Here is a 13,193-nt window from a genome sequence, read left to right as displayed (position 1 = left end):
TCATCACCCATTGAAAATTCGCGAACAATCAGCCTAAATGGCAAACACTTATAAATTAATTTTAATAATAGGCGTGGCGCCAGGATCCCCATGACATCCTTTATCGATCTCGACGTGTTCGTTCGTACGGTGGACGGCGGCAGTTTTTCAGAGGCGGCACGCGCGCTGGATATCACCCCCGCGGCGGCCAGCATTGCGGTAAAAAGGCTGGAGCAGCGGCTGGGGGTACGGCTGTTGGTGCGCTCCACCCGCAGCCTGCGCTTGACGGAGGAAGGGCGGCGTTATCTTGATAGCGCCCGGCTGGCGTTAGGCGCGTTGGCGGAAGGGGAGCAGGCGATACGCGAGAAACACCAGGGGCTCTCCGGCGTGCTGCAAATTTCTGCGCCGTCCGATTTTGGCCGCAACCTGCTGTTGGGTTGGCTGGACGAATTCAAGCTGCAGCACCCGCATATTCAACTGCAATTGCTGGTTAACGACCGCCAGGCCGACCTGTTCCGCGAGCCGGTAGACATTGCGCTGCGCTTTGGCCAACTGGCGGATTCTTCGCTGGTGGCGCTGCCCATTCTGCCGCAGCACCGGCGCTTAATCTGCGCCAGCCCGGCTTACCTGCAACGGTATGGCGCGCCGCAGACGCCGGCAGAACTGGCGCAACACGGCATTCTGATTTATCAGCCCAGTGGGCGCAGGCAGGCCGAATGGCGCTTGTGGCGTGGGGATGAGTGCATTGAAGTGCCGTTGAACGGCCATTATTTTACCGACGACGGCGAGGTGGCACGGCGTTGGGCGCTGGCCGGGCACGGTATTGTCCGTAAATCGGCTATCGATGTGGTGGCGGATATTCACGCGGGGCGTTTGGTGCAGCTATTGCCGGAATGGCAAAGCGACGCGGTGCCCATCAGCCTGGTGTGTCCGCACCGTTCGCAGGTGTCGGAGCGCGTCAGGCTGTTGCAACGCTTTTTACAGCAACGTTGCCAGGGCTGGATGGACCATCACTTGGCCTGAATGCTGTCTGCCGGAGCCGTGCTGACGGCGGCATCGCTGGTGGTGGTGCTCTCTTCGAGCGGCGTGGTGGAACGGGTGTACATATTCAGCCCGGCCAGGAATACGCCACCCAGCGAACCAAAGGCGGCCAGGGCGATAACGATGATAAAGGCTTTTTTCAGCATAGGAATAATTTCGCAGGTTGTTTGGAACAGCGGGAATTATAGACCCTTTGTCGGGTGAAACAAGACGCATTTTTATACCCGTGGGCTTTCCAGCCGCCGCTTTGTTGGCAGCGGCATAGGGGCGAATATCTTCGCCCGAGTCATATCCCCGTCATACTTGAAGCTGCATCTGTGTTGGCCGCGTCCGCGCACCCCAGTCACTTAGTTTACTAAGCTCCCGGGGATTTACGGCCTTGCCGCCTTGATGCAACTCCAATTATTTTGGGTATACTACTTGCTGTTTATACGGCTTGCCGGGCGGGTGAACAGGTATTTCCCCAGCGTCACCAGCACCACCGCAGCGACGATAATCACCAGCGCGGCCCATTCACGCGGTGCCAGCGTCTCGCCGGCGAAACCGATGCCGAGCAGCACCGCCACCACCGGGTTAACGTAGGCATAGCTGGTCGCCACCGCCGGGCGCACGTTTTTCAGCAAAAACATGTAGGCGCTGATCGCCAGCATGGAGCCGAAAACGATCAGGTAACCCAGCGCGAAGAAGCCTTTGGCGGTGGGCATCTCGGTCAGGCGCTCGCCGCTCAGTTGGCTGACCACCAGCAACACCACGCCGGCGACCAGCATTTCCGCCGCACCGGCCATCGGCCCGGCGGGGAGCGAGATGCGCGACCCCAGCACCGATCCAAACGCCCAACTGGCGGAAGCCAGCAGGATCAGCAGCGCGCCGGTCGGGTTGCCGACCAGGTTATTGCCGGTATTCAGCAGCACAATCCCCACCAGGCCCAGCGCAATGCCCGCCCATTCCAGTTTGGTATTGCGCATGCCCCACAGCAGGCTAAAGCACAGGGTAAACAGCGGTACCGTCGCCACCATCACCGCGGCAATGCCGGAAGGCACGTTCTGGTGCTCTGCCACGGTCACCAGGCCGTTACCCACCGCCAACAGCAAAATGCCGATGGTGCCGGCGGCCAGCCACTGTTTTGGCGTTGGCAAAGCATGGCCGCGCAGCGCCAGGAAACTGAACAGCACGATCCCGGCGACCAGAAAGCGGATACCGGCCATCATCAACGGCGGCCAGCTCTCTACACCCAGACGAATAACGAAGTAGGTCGACCCCCAAACAATATATAACGTGAACAGTGCCCCGATTAACGGCAGGACGTTACGGCTATTTTGGCTAAGCATGGGTTTTTATTCTGTAGGGAAGGTTATTATTAGAGGACTCAGTAAACCCGATCGGGTGGCGGATAAGCAACGCTTTTCAGCACTTTTTTGATGGAAAAAAGGCCGATGAAAAAGGAATGGCCGGCAAGCCTGCGCCGTTACGGGGCCGGCTTGTTCAGACGCGGCCAGCTCACCGCGGGCAGAAAGGCGGCCCAACCGACAGAAAGCAGCAACAGCATGATTTCCGGCGCGATGCCCGGCTGTATTGCACCCAACTTCCAGCCGATGATGCCCGCCAGCGGCCCGGCGATGGAACCCAGGACCGCCAGCGGCCAGAGGGCGGCCTTTATCAGGTCCAGCAGCCAAAACCACCAACAGCCAAAGGCCAGCCACAGGGCAACCATCCATAACGGCAACAGGCTGTGGCCGCTGAAATGCAGCACGCCGGCATAACTCCACAGGCTGTCCATCAGGATACCGGTCAGGGCGGTCAACAGTGCCCATCGCCGCCGATGCGCCGGGGTAAAGATGAGCGCCAGTACCGCGCCGGCCAGCAGTATGGCATTGACCCGATCCTGGCCCAGGATCGCCAGCAGCCAGGCGGCGTTGATCCCCAGCGTCGCCAGCCAGAATCCGGCATGCGTTTTCATTGCGGTTGCGCCCGGTGCATGGGGGAATGCCTGCTTACAGCAACGAGATGCGATAAGCGCAACGGCGCGCGCCGGCCAGGATATGCTCGGAGCGCTCGACCTGCGCCTGCAACACCTCGGTGAAAATACTCAGTTCAGCGCGGCAGAATCCCTGGCAGACGGTGGCGGCGGCGCAGATCGGACAGTGATTTTCCACCAACAGAAACGAGCCGTCTTCCTGGGCGCGCCATTCGGCCATATAGCCTTCGCGGGTGCGGATGGCCGTCAGGCGCGCGACGCGCTCTTGCAAGTCGGTCGCGCCGATCATTGCCTGTTTGTAGTTAATGCGCGTTTCCTGTTCACGGGTATCGATCAGCAAGTCAATCGCCTGTTCGCCCAGTTTGTCGCGTACGGTGCGCAGCAGTTGCACCGTCAATTCGGAATGGGTATCCGGAAAACGCGCATTGCCGGCGACGGTCAGGTGCCACAGCTGCACCGGGCGGCCGACGCCGCGCGTTTCCGCCACCGCTTCAACCAAACCCTCTTTCGCCAGCTTGACGAACTGCTGGCGCGCAGCTTCACCGGTGGTGCCAAGGACTTTCCCTGCATCAGACGCTTGTTGTGGGCCGCGGGTTTTCAATAGCGTCAGCAAACGGTCACTGACCGACTGTGTGGTGCCATCGCTATTTTCCAAGTTTATTCTTGACATATTTCTCCGCCTCGCCCTACCATTATTCCAAGTTAACACTTGTTAAATTTAACGCAATATCACCCGCAACTCAATGCCATTACTCTGAAAACAGGACGACAACTGTGATAACTAACGATGATAGCCGCTGGGGCGATCTTTTCTCCGGCAAAAATGGTGCCAGTGCGATCGCGCTCTCACTCGGTGTAGCGCTGCATGCCATCAATATTCTGGTCGCCACTACCATTTTGCCCTCGGTGGTGCAGGATATTGGCGGCCTGAATCTCTATGCCTGGAACACCACGCTGTTTGTGGTGGCGTCCATTCTCGGCTCTGCGTTATCCGCGCGGTTGCTCAGCGGTTATGGCGCTCGCAGTGCCTATCTGGTGGCGTCGCTGTTCTTTATTGCCGGAGCGATGCTGTGTGCGCTGGCACCGTCGATGCCGGTGATGCTGATCGGCCGGACGGTGCAGGGGTTTGGCGGTGGTCTGATCTTTGCGTTGTCCTACGCCATGATCAATCTGGTGTTTGAGCAAAAACTGTGGCCGCGCGCGATGGCATTGGTGTCGGCGATGTGGGGCATTGCGACGCTGGTGGGGCCGGCGGTGGGCGGGATCTTTGCCGAACTGAACGCCTGGCGCTGGGCATTCGGCATTCTGCTGCCGATCATGGTGCTGTACGCCGGTTTCACTTTCCTGATCCTGCCCAAGGGTAAACCCCAGCAACAGGCGGCGCCGCTGCCGGCGGCTCAGTTGCTGCTGTTGGCGACGGCGGTGCTGGTGGTGTCCGCCGGTAGCCTGGCGGACAGCGCGTGGATCAATCTGGGTGGCATCGCTCTGGCGCTACTGTTGATGGCCTGGCTGATACAGCGTGAGGCGCACTCTCGTGCACGGCTGTTGCCACATGGCGCTTTGCGTCGCGGCTCCCAACTGGCCTCGCTGTATATCACCGTTTCCCTGCTGGTGGTAGGCATGACCAGCGAAATTTTCGTGCCTTACTTCCTGCAAACCCTGCATGGTCAATCGCCGCTGATCTCCGGCTACATTGCGGCCACCATGGCGGCGGGGTGGACGCTATCGGAAATCCTCAGTTCCGGCTGGCGCAGTGCGGGCATCCGCCGGGCGATCGTCAGCGGGCCGCTGTTCGTGTTGGTGGGGTTGTTGGCGCTGGGTATTTTGATGCCGACGCCTTCTGGCGGCCACTGGTTGGCGCTGACGCCGATTGTGATCGCGCTGACGCTGGTGGGATTCGGCATCGGTTTCGGCTGGCCGCATTTGTTGACTCGCATCCTGCAGGTCGCCCCTGAGGCGGATAAGGATATCGCCGGCGCATCCATCACCACGGTGCAGCTGTTTGCCACCGCTTTTGGCGCGGCGCTGGCCGGGATGATCGCGAATCTGGCCGGGCTGAACGAGCCGGGCGGGGCGGCGGGGGCGGCCAATGCCGCGCGCTGGCTGTTCCTGCTGTTTGCCCTGGCGCCGTTGCTGGCGGTGTTTAGCGCCTGGCGCTGTGCGGCAATCGCGCCGCCGGCCGACGAAACGGGCAATTTTGTACAAAACCATCCTTCCACTGAATGATAGAATAAACTTCATTCAGCGGGGGCGGATATTATGGTGGAAAGCGCAGGGCGTAACCTTCGTCGGGAGCAGGCCAGCTTCATGCACGTCGACGAACTCGGCGGGTTGGAGGTGCTGCAGGCTACCTATCGCCGCCAGACTTTCTCGCGCCACAGCCACGAAGGCTTCTGCGTAGGGGTGATCGACGACGGCGCCCAGCGTTTTTACCGGACCGGCGGCGAGCACGTGGCGCCGCTGGGCAGCATCATTCTGGTCAACGCCGACGATATTCATACCGGCAGCGCCGCCAGCGAAGACGGCTGGTCCTATCAGGCGATGTATCCCACCCCGGAATTGCTGGCGTTTCTTGCGCGAGATTTGAAAACCGGTGCCGGGGCAACGCCTTATTTCCCCCATCCGGTGATTCACGATGTCGGCCTTGCCGGCCAACTGCGGCTGGCGTTCAGCCTGCTGCGCAGCGATGAAAACCGTCTGCTGAAAGAAACCATGGTGTTTTCTGCGCTCACCTGGCTGATGTTGCGGCACGGTAAAAGCCGCATCGAACCCGCGCCGCAGAGTAAGGCGCAGCGCCAGGTCACGCAGGTAAAGGCTTTTCTGGATGATTTCCCCGAGGCGGACATTTCGTTGCTGGAGCTGGCGGAACGGGTGGCGCTCAGCCCTTACTATCTGCTGCGGCAGTTTCAATTGGCCACCGGTTTGCCGCCGCATGCTTACCAAATCCAGGCCCGGCTGCGCAAGGCGCGCCACATGCTGAAGGCCGGCCACGGCGTGCTGGACAGTGCGCTGAGCAGCGGTTTTCACGATCAAAGCCATTTCCACCGCCATTTCCGCAAATCGATGGGCATCACGCCCGGCGACTATGTTAAATCGCTGAAATAGCCGCGCAATCCTGTGCAATACCCCGGAAGCATCCTGCCCTAGGCTGTGCCTTCAAACGAAGGAGAACAGCATGACGCACTTATCAATCCTCACCGAGCCGCCGATGTCCCGGCTGCGCCCGGCGCTGCAAGGGGCGGCGGCGATCCTGCCGCTGTGTCTGGCGGTGTTGCCCTGGGGTATCCTGGCAGGGTCGATGGCCATCCAGAGTGGCCTGACGCCGGCACAGGGGCTGGGCATGTCGGCCATTGTCTTTGCCGGTGCCTCGCAACTGGCGGCGATGGGCATGATCAAAGGCGGGGCGGGGTTGCTGGCCATTTTGGTCTCGACCTTTTTTGTCACCGCCCAACATTTTCTGTATGGCCTGCGGCTGCGGGAAAGCGTAGCGCCGCTCCCTTTGCGTTGGCGTTTGCTGTTGGGGTTCCTGTTGACCGATGAGCTGTTTGCCCTCGCCGGCAATCAGGGGCCGGCGCGCTTTAACCGCTGGTACGCGCTGGGTGCCGGGCTGACCTTTTACCTGAGCTGGATTTTTTTCACGCTGTTGGGCGTGCTGGCCGCCGGCAGTGCCGAGGATCTGGATCGTTATGGCCTGGATTTCTCCATTGCCGCCACTTTTATCGCCATCGTGGTACCGATGATCCGTAGCCTGCCGGTGCTGGCGTGCGTACTGACCGCGTTGATGCTGTCGGTGGCGCTGCATTATTTTCAGGTACCGGGCGCGTTGATTATCACCACCCTCGCGGCGATGGGCACCGGCATGCTGTGCAGCAAGGGGGGCGCATGATTTGGTTGACGATAGTGCTGATGGGGCTGGTGGTGTTTTTTAACCGTTACTGTTTTCTGGCACCGGGTCTGCCGGTGAGGCTGTCGCCACCTTTCAGGCGCCTGCTGAGTTTTTCCGTGCCGGCGGTGCTGACGGCGATCTGCGGGCCGATCCTGGCTTTCAGCGGCGATACCTTGCGTGCGGTACCGGATAATCCTTATCTGTGGGGCGCGCTGTTTGCGGTGATACTGGCGTTTTTCTTGCGCAATATGTTGGCGGTGGTGCTGCTGAGCATGCTGATTTTTATCGCCCTGTGCGGCCTGTTTTAAAATCCGGTTGACGAATCCCTTATTTGAGATTATTTCTCTTATATGGGATTTATCATCAGGAGCACGAGAATGGATAACGGAATGGAAAGCGCCGATCTCCGTTTGGCGCAGCGGCTGTCTGACTTGCGTCAGCGACAGAGCTGGTCGCTGGAGGAACTGGCGCAGCAAACCGGCATCAGCCGGGCGACGTTGTCGCGGGTGGAGCGCGCGGAAACCAGCCCGACCGCTTCGCTGTTGAACAAGCTGTGCTCGGCGTATGGGCTGACCATGTCACGCCTGCTGAGTGAGGTCGAGGATGAACCGCCGGAACTGTTGCGCCGTGAGCAGCAACCGGTGTGGGTCGACCGCGCCAGCGGCTTTCACCGCCGTTCGGTATCGCCGCCCGCCGCGCTGTTCAAGGCGGAGTTTATCGAAGGCCGGCTTGAAGCCGGGGCGGAAATTGCCTATGACGCACCTTCGGTACATGCGCTCGAGCACCATCTTTGGCTGTTGGAAGGCCGGCTTGAGCTGACGCTTGAGGACCGCACCTTCCAGCTTGAGCCGGGCGACTGTCTGCGTTACCGGCTGTTCGGCGCTTCCCGGTTTGCTGTGCCCGGCACCGAACCGGCCCATTACACCCTTGTTATCTGCAGGCCCTAATCATGATTGAGATACAGCAACTGAACGCCGATGAGGTACAAAACGCTCTTCCCGAGCTGGCCGAGATGCTGCAAGCCAGCGTATCGCAAGGCGCGAGTATTGGTTTTGTGATGCCTTTCACCCTGGAACAGGCGCAGGCGTTCTGGTGCCGTTTGCTACCGGCGATTGAGCGCGAAGAAAGGATCCTGTTGGTCGCCCGGCAAGCGGGGCGAGTGGTCGGCACGGTGCAACTGCTGCTGGACATGCCTGACAACGGCCGCCACCGTGCCGAGGTAGTGAAATTGATGGTGCATCCGCAGGCTCGCCGTCAGGGCATCGCCCGTGAGCTGATGCTGCAAATTCAGCAAAGGGCGATTCAGCATCAGCGGCATTTATTGGTGCTGGATACCCTGACCGGCGACACGGCCGAGGGCATGTATCGTCAACTGGGGTTTCAGCTGGCGGGAAGCATTCCGCAGTACGCTCGCGCCAGCAACGGCAGCGCGTTGGATGCCACCAGTTATATGTACAAATTATTGTGACGCTTAGCATTGTACCCGCCGAGGCCGACAGCCCGGAGGCGCTGGCGCTGATGGCCGAGTTGTCGGCGAGGCTGGCGGAAATTACCGGTGACAGCGGTTCGGCGTCGTTCGACGTGAGCGAAATGCGGGCGGCAAACGCCTGTTTTTTACTGGCACGTAATGCGGCCGGTGTGGCTGTGGGCTGCGGCGCCTTCCGTTGGTTGGCGCCGGGGATTGCCGAGGTGAAGCGCATGTACATACGTGAGACCGGTGCCGGCACCGGCGGCCGTTTGCTTCGAGAGCTTGAACGGCAGGCGCGGCAACGGGGTTATCGACAACTGTGGCTGGAGACTCGTCGGGTTAACCAGCGTGCCGTGAGGTTTTATCTGGCACAGGGTTATCAGCTGCGTGAAAATTATGGCCGTTATCGCGGTAATCCACTGGCCGTGTGTTTCGAAAAAACATTGTGACTATGCCGCAGGCGCAACGTCCCTGCGGCAATGCCACAACCGCGATTACTGCCCGTTCCAGGCCTTGATGGCCTGTTGGCGGATTTGCAGCTTCTGCTCCGACGTCAGCTTGTTGTAATCGCGGGCCATGCCGCTTTCCCAGTCGCCGTACAGCGGGTTAGGCAGCACGATAAACTCGGTGCCGAACCTGCTTTGATTATCGCTGACGAAGGCCCGACGTTGCGCATTATCCTGGTGATAGGTCGCCGCGCCGAAGTCGTTCAGGTTGTCGCCGGCGTACACCACGATGTCATAGCCTGCCTGTTTGATGGCGTCAAAGCGCGCCTGCTTGTTGGACGTGTCGCTGCTGAGCAGCACGGTTTTTTCCGACATGCCGGTAAAGCCCAGTTTCTGCATATTGGCGACCGTGGCGGCGTATTCGGACACTTTGCGGTTGGAGACGTAGAACATCGTGCCCTGGTGGCTGTTGACGTAACGGGCAAACTGCACCGCGCCCGGCACGGCCCCCGCCTGTTCGGCCTGCGACCATTTCGCCCAGGTGGCGGCGGCGAACGGCTGGCCTTGCTGCGCCTGCCAGCCGGAATACGGGCTATTGTCCAGCAGGGTTTCGTCCAGATCGACCACCACGGCCTTCTTCTTGCCCGGCGCGGCCTTGGCCTGATCGAAGGCGCGTTTGCCGCTGTTGAATGCCTGGTGCGCCAACGCCTGATACTCACCGGACTGTTGGAACCAGTTCAGCGCCAGCACCGACTGGTCCGCCAGCCGCTGCCGGGCCTGCAGATCGGTTTTCGGCGGTTGCGCGCAGCCGGTAAGCGTCAATAGCGCAATGCCGATCGCCGCGCCAAGGGTCATTTTCTGCATGTTTTCTCCTGCCATAAAAGGATAACTCACGGGTTGTTATTGTCGGGTATTCAAGGTCATCGCCATCTCAAACTGGCGTAACGCGTCTTGCCGCCAGCCGAGGCGATCAAAGAAGGGCGCGGCTACCTCGGGAACGTAAACGTTGGCCGCCAGCGGCAGCGGCGAAAACTGTACCTGTAACGCGGCCAGCAGCGCCCGGGCATGCCCTTTGCCACGGTGCTGCGGCGGCACGTAAATCATGCGCAGGAAGCACTTCTCGGCCCCGGCCTGCACCACCGCATAGGCCTGGCGGTCAAGGGTAAAAGCGTGCGGTTTGCCGGGCAGCTTGTAAAGGGATTCCGGTGCGATCAGCCAAGGTTGGTCGGTGGCACCTTCGGCCGTCAGACGGTGCGAGACGGTCAGGGGGTCAATCTCCTGCAGCACTGCAACGTCGGTGGTGGTCGGTGCATCGGCCTGGTGGCCGGTCAGGGTGCGGACGATGCGCAGACCAGCCTGATGGTAGAGCGCCAGTGCGGCATCATTGCCTTCGATCACTTCCAGAGACAGCTGACGATCGCCACGCTTATGCGCGTCGGCGACGATACGCTGCATCAGCGCTTTTCCCAGCCCTTTGCCGCGCATTTCCGGGCGGATGGACAGCGCCGCCACCCGGCTGTGCAGGCCACGGCGGCTGATCAGCGCCAGCGCTACCGGCTGTTGCCGGTGGGTGACGATAATGCTGTCGTTCAGGCTGAGATCTTCGGCGCCAAAGCGGCTGGCGAAGGTCGTGCCGTCAATGACAAAACGCACAATGTAGTTTTCAAAACAGTGGCAAAGGATCTGCGCCAATTGATCGCTGCTGTAGCGCAGGGCGCTTTGATACTCAAACTGTCCATCGCTGTGCATGCTTTGCTCCGTTCGGAAAGGGAATCTACAGGGTATTACATCTAGACCCGATTGTTTTGCAAGGCAAGTTTCTGCGTGCGGTTAGGGGGGCAGAGCGGGAGTCGGACGGGAGCCTGGCCTGGGGCAGAAAGCGCAAATGAAAAAAGCCGGGCGCAGCCGCCCGGCGAAATAAATCTTTTCAAGTAGCCGAAGCTAAAGATTGCAGTGGTGGTTATTCATCACATCAGAACTGATAAGTCAGGGCGACGGCGACAACGTCGTCGGTTTTCAGGCCCAGCTTATTATTGTCGTCGAGTTGGTTGATTTTATAATCGATATAAGTCGACATGTTCTTGTTGAAATAGTAGTAAGCGCCAACGTCAAAATATTTCACCAGGTCGGCATCGCCGACGCCTTCGATATTTTTACCTTTCGACTGAACATAACCCAGCGATGGGCGCAGGCCGAAGTCGAACAGATATTGCGCAACCAATTCCACGCCTTCTGCCTTGTTGGCAAAACCGCTAACGGAGGTGGTGTTGTTATTGATGGTTGCGGTGCCGGAAATAGGCACGATATTACGGCTCTGCGAATAGGTCGCGGCCAGATAAACATTGTTGTTGTCGTATTTCAGACCGCCGGCCCAGATATCGGCTTTATCGCCTTTACCGAAGGTACCCGCTTTTTGGCCTGCAGTACGGTTGGAAGAGGCATAGGCACCGCCCAGACTCAGACCGTCGATGATTTCGTAGCTGGAAGACAGGCCCCAACCGTCGCCGTTCGCTTTGCTGTTGGCGCGGCCATCGTTTTCGTTTTTGCCCTGATACTGTACCGCGAACTTCAGGCCGTCGACCAGGCCGAAGAAATCGTTGTTACGGTAGGTTGCCAGGCCGTTGGCACGGCCATTCATGAAGTTGTCGGTTTTGACGTAAGCGTCATCGCCGAACTCAGGCAGCATATCGGTCCAGGCACCCACGTCATAAATAACGCCGTAGTTGCGGCCGTAGTCGAATGAGCCGAGATCTTTGTATTTCAGACCGGCGAAGCCCAGACGGGTTTTGGTGTCTTTCGCGCTGTCTGATTCGGAATGGTTAGCTGAAATCTGATATTCCCACTGGCCGTAGCCGGTCAGCATATCGTTAATTTGAGTCGCGCCTTTAAAACCGATACGCACGTAGGTTTTATCGCCATCATTACCGGTATCGTCAGAGAAATAGTGCAGTGCTTTTACGCGGCCGTAAAAATCGAGCTTGTTGCCGTCTTTATTGTAGATTTCTGCTGCCTGTGCTGTCTGCGCAATTAAAAGAGCCGGAATAATAACGGCCAGAAGATTAGGTTTCATGATTTACCCTGCTTTATTCGATTGAAAGACGCTTATCATCAGTTGTACTGCTGTTTCACTGTGCCGCCTCTTTGTTTGCGGCGAGGATTTTTTACCTCAGTTATGTGATCTATTTATGACAAAATATTCATTTCCATATCGAACGATTAAAAAAGTTGCGAAAAGTGTGAATTTCTTCGTCGGACAAGTGTCGGGAGCTGGTCTACAGTTATCATTACTTGTTTCCGGCTTCTGGAGGAGTCATGCGCGATACTTATACGTTACTTGGCTGCCGCGGTTGCGGTTCCACCATAGTTGCCGCAGCGCTGGAGCTGACGGGCTTCCCCTGGGGCTATGAAGAAGTGGACTACGAAGTGGACAGCCCAGAGCGCGATCGACTACTGGAGCTGAACCCGCTGGGGCAGGTGCCCACCTTGATTTTGCCCAACGGCGAAGTGATGACCGAGAGCGCCGCCATTATTCTGCTGCTGCATGATCGTGCGCCGCATGCCGAACTGGTGCCGCACTCGGGTTCCGCAGCATTACCGCGTTTCCTGCGCTGGTTACTGTTTATCAACGCCGAAATTTACCCTACCTTTACCTACGGCGATAACCCGGAAAAATGGCTGCCGAAAACCCGTAATCCGGAACGGCTGGAAGAGAGCATTGGGCCGTATCGGCAACAGCTTTGGTTGCAATTTTCCGCAGCGGCCAGCGATGTCGGGCCGTGGTTTTTGGGTAAGACATTCAGCGCGCTGGATTTGTATGTGGCGGTGATGTGCAATTGGCGGCCGGGAAGGCGCTGGTTTCAGCAGCATTGCCCGCAGTTGATTGCGATAGCCGGCCGGGTTGAGCAACTGGCGCAGTTGAATGCACTGTTTCATGCGCATTTTGATCACGTAGCGCCACTGGAATAGCGTTTCGCTCTGACAATCCTGTTTTTACGGATCTTCATTACAAAAAATCCCGATTTTCACCTGCCATGACGGCGAGTAGCTTAAGGCTATCCGTTAAACCGCAGGAGAAAATGATGCAACCTTCCCAACAGGCCGGCCAACAGGCGTTCGGCGATATTGCCCCCAAGCTGGCGCAGCTCAGCGACAGCGTATTGTTCGACGACGTGTGGCAGCGGCCGGAGCTGGGCCCGCGCGAACGCAGCCTGATTACCGTTTCAGCGCTGGTGGCGCTGAACCGCGTAGAGCAATTGCCGTTTCACTTGCAACTGGCGCAACGCAACGGCGTGAGCCGCGAGCAGCTTGCCGAATTGATCACCCATCTGGCGTTCTATGCCGGCTGGCCGGCGGCGGCCAGCGCCGTGGCGCGCCTGCGTGAATTGGAACAGGAGTAAC

The 13,193-nt window shown here is 59.0% G+C and carries 17 protein-coding genes; 10 read left to right on the top strand and 7 right to left on the bottom strand.

Annotation, left to right across the window (positions count from 1 at the left end; genetic code table 11):
- The first annotated feature begins 90 nt into the window (after positions 1-90).
- Complete coding sequence (locus tag V2S86_RS12325; protein ID WP_330762645.1) at positions 91-1,002, top strand: LysR family transcriptional regulator; 912 nt, start codon at positions 91-93, stop codon at positions 1,000-1,002.
- On the opposite strand, the gene V2S86_RS12320 is transcribed toward V2S86_RS12325, so the two are convergent.
- The 4 genes from V2S86_RS12320 to V2S86_RS12305 all read right to left on the bottom strand — a co-directional run bounded on the left by V2S86_RS12320 (position 990) and on the right by V2S86_RS12305 (position 3,665).
- The gene (locus V2S86_RS12320) at positions 990-1,166 is read right to left on the bottom strand and encodes a hypothetical protein (RefSeq protein WP_006324305.1); all 177 of its coding nucleotides are present in this window, start codon (positions 1,164-1,166) and stop codon (positions 990-992) included. The two genes, V2S86_RS12325 and V2S86_RS12320, sit on opposite strands and share 13 nt — an antisense overlap.
- A gap of 270 nt (positions 1,167-1,436) precedes the next feature.
- Positions 1,437-2,348: a drug/metabolite exporter YedA gene (gene yedA / locus V2S86_RS12315; protein ID WP_330762644.1), complete on the bottom strand. Its 912-nt coding sequence runs from the start codon at positions 2,346-2,348 to the stop codon at positions 1,437-1,439.
- A 137-nt stretch (positions 2,349-2,485) separates the two neighbouring features.
- Positions 2,486-2,977, bottom strand: a complete 492-nt coding sequence (locus V2S86_RS12310; protein ID WP_330762643.1) for a DUF2878 domain-containing protein — start codon at positions 2,975-2,977, stop codon at positions 2,486-2,488.
- A 34-nt stretch (positions 2,978-3,011) separates the two neighbouring features.
- Entirely contained in the window at positions 3,012-3,665 is a 654-nt protein-coding gene (locus V2S86_RS12305; protein ID WP_330762642.1) for a helix-turn-helix transcriptional regulator, read from the bottom strand.
- A 104-nt stretch (positions 3,666-3,769) separates the two neighbouring features.
- Between V2S86_RS12305 and V2S86_RS12300 the strand changes: the two genes are divergently transcribed.
- The 7 genes from V2S86_RS12300 (at position 3,770) to V2S86_RS12270 (ending at position 8,798) form a co-directional block, all read left to right on the top strand.
- A complete protein-coding gene (locus V2S86_RS12300) occupies positions 3,770-5,221 on the top strand; it encodes an MFS transporter (RefSeq protein WP_330762641.1) in 1,452 nt (483 codons plus the stop codon).
- Between the two features lie 33 nt (positions 5,222-5,254).
- Positions 5,255-6,100, top strand: coding sequence for an AraC family transcriptional regulator (locus tag V2S86_RS12295; RefSeq protein WP_330762640.1), 846 nt, complete (start codon positions 5,255-5,257; stop codon positions 6,098-6,100).
- A gap of 70 nt (positions 6,101-6,170) precedes the next feature.
- Complete coding sequence (locus V2S86_RS12290) at positions 6,171-6,881, top strand: AzlC family ABC transporter permease (protein WP_330762639.1); 711 nt, start codon at positions 6,171-6,173, stop codon at positions 6,879-6,881.
- The gene (locus tag V2S86_RS12285) at positions 6,878-7,189 is read left to right on the top strand and encodes an AzlD domain-containing protein (protein WP_330762638.1); all 312 of its coding nucleotides are present in this window, start codon (positions 6,878-6,880) and stop codon (positions 7,187-7,189) included. Before V2S86_RS12290 ends, V2S86_RS12285 begins: the two co-directional genes overlap by 4 nt.
- 69 nt (positions 7,190-7,258) lie before the next feature.
- The gene (locus V2S86_RS12280) at positions 7,259-7,828 is read left to right on the top strand and encodes a helix-turn-helix domain-containing protein (RefSeq protein ID WP_330762637.1); all 570 of its coding nucleotides are present in this window, start codon (positions 7,259-7,261) and stop codon (positions 7,826-7,828) included.
- Positions 7,829-7,830: 2 nt separating this feature from the next.
- On the top strand, positions 7,831-8,349 hold the full coding sequence (locus tag V2S86_RS12275) for a GNAT family N-acetyltransferase (RefSeq protein ID WP_330762636.1): 519 nt from the start codon (positions 7,831-7,833) through the stop codon (positions 8,347-8,349).
- 50 nt (positions 8,350-8,399) lie between these two features.
- Entirely contained in the window at positions 8,400-8,798 is a 399-nt protein-coding gene (locus V2S86_RS12270; RefSeq protein WP_442996174.1) for a GNAT family N-acetyltransferase, read from the top strand.
- 45 nt (positions 8,799-8,843) lie between these two features.
- Here the strand turns inward: V2S86_RS12270 and V2S86_RS12265 are convergent, their stop codons facing one another.
- The 3 genes from V2S86_RS12265 to ompC all read right to left on the bottom strand — a co-directional run bounded on the left by V2S86_RS12265 (position 8,844) and on the right by ompC (position 11,865).
- Positions 8,844-9,659: a 5'-nucleotidase, lipoprotein e(P4) family gene (locus V2S86_RS12265; protein ID WP_330762634.1), complete on the bottom strand. Its 816-nt coding sequence runs from the start codon at positions 9,657-9,659 to the stop codon at positions 8,844-8,846.
- A 36-nt stretch (positions 9,660-9,695) separates the two neighbouring features.
- Complete coding sequence (locus V2S86_RS12260; RefSeq protein ID WP_330762633.1) at positions 9,696-10,544, bottom strand: GNAT family N-acetyltransferase; 849 nt, start codon at positions 10,542-10,544, stop codon at positions 9,696-9,698.
- Between the two features lie 223 nt (positions 10,545-10,767).
- A complete protein-coding gene (gene ompC, locus V2S86_RS12255; RefSeq protein WP_330762632.1) occupies positions 10,768-11,865 on the bottom strand; it encodes a porin OmpC in 1,098 nt (365 codons plus the stop codon).
- 242 nt (positions 11,866-12,107) lie between these two features.
- On the opposite strand from ompC, the gene V2S86_RS12250 reads away from it, so the two are divergent.
- Positions 12,108-12,761, top strand: coding sequence for a glutathione S-transferase family protein (locus V2S86_RS12250; RefSeq protein ID WP_330762631.1), 654 nt, complete (start codon positions 12,108-12,110; stop codon positions 12,759-12,761).
- Between the two features lie 113 nt (positions 12,762-12,874).
- Positions 12,875-13,192: a carboxymuconolactone decarboxylase family protein gene (locus V2S86_RS12245; RefSeq protein WP_330763194.1), complete on the top strand. Its 318-nt coding sequence runs from the start codon at positions 12,875-12,877 to the stop codon at positions 13,190-13,192.
- Position 13,193 lies beyond the last annotated feature (1 nt).

The organism is Serratia sp. C2(1), assembly GCF_036352655.1.
In the GTDB taxonomy this organism is placed as follows: Bacteria; Pseudomonadota; Gammaproteobacteria; order Enterobacterales; family Enterobacteriaceae; genus Serratia; species Serratia inhibens.
This window is presented reverse-complemented; position numbering and strand designations above follow the sequence as displayed.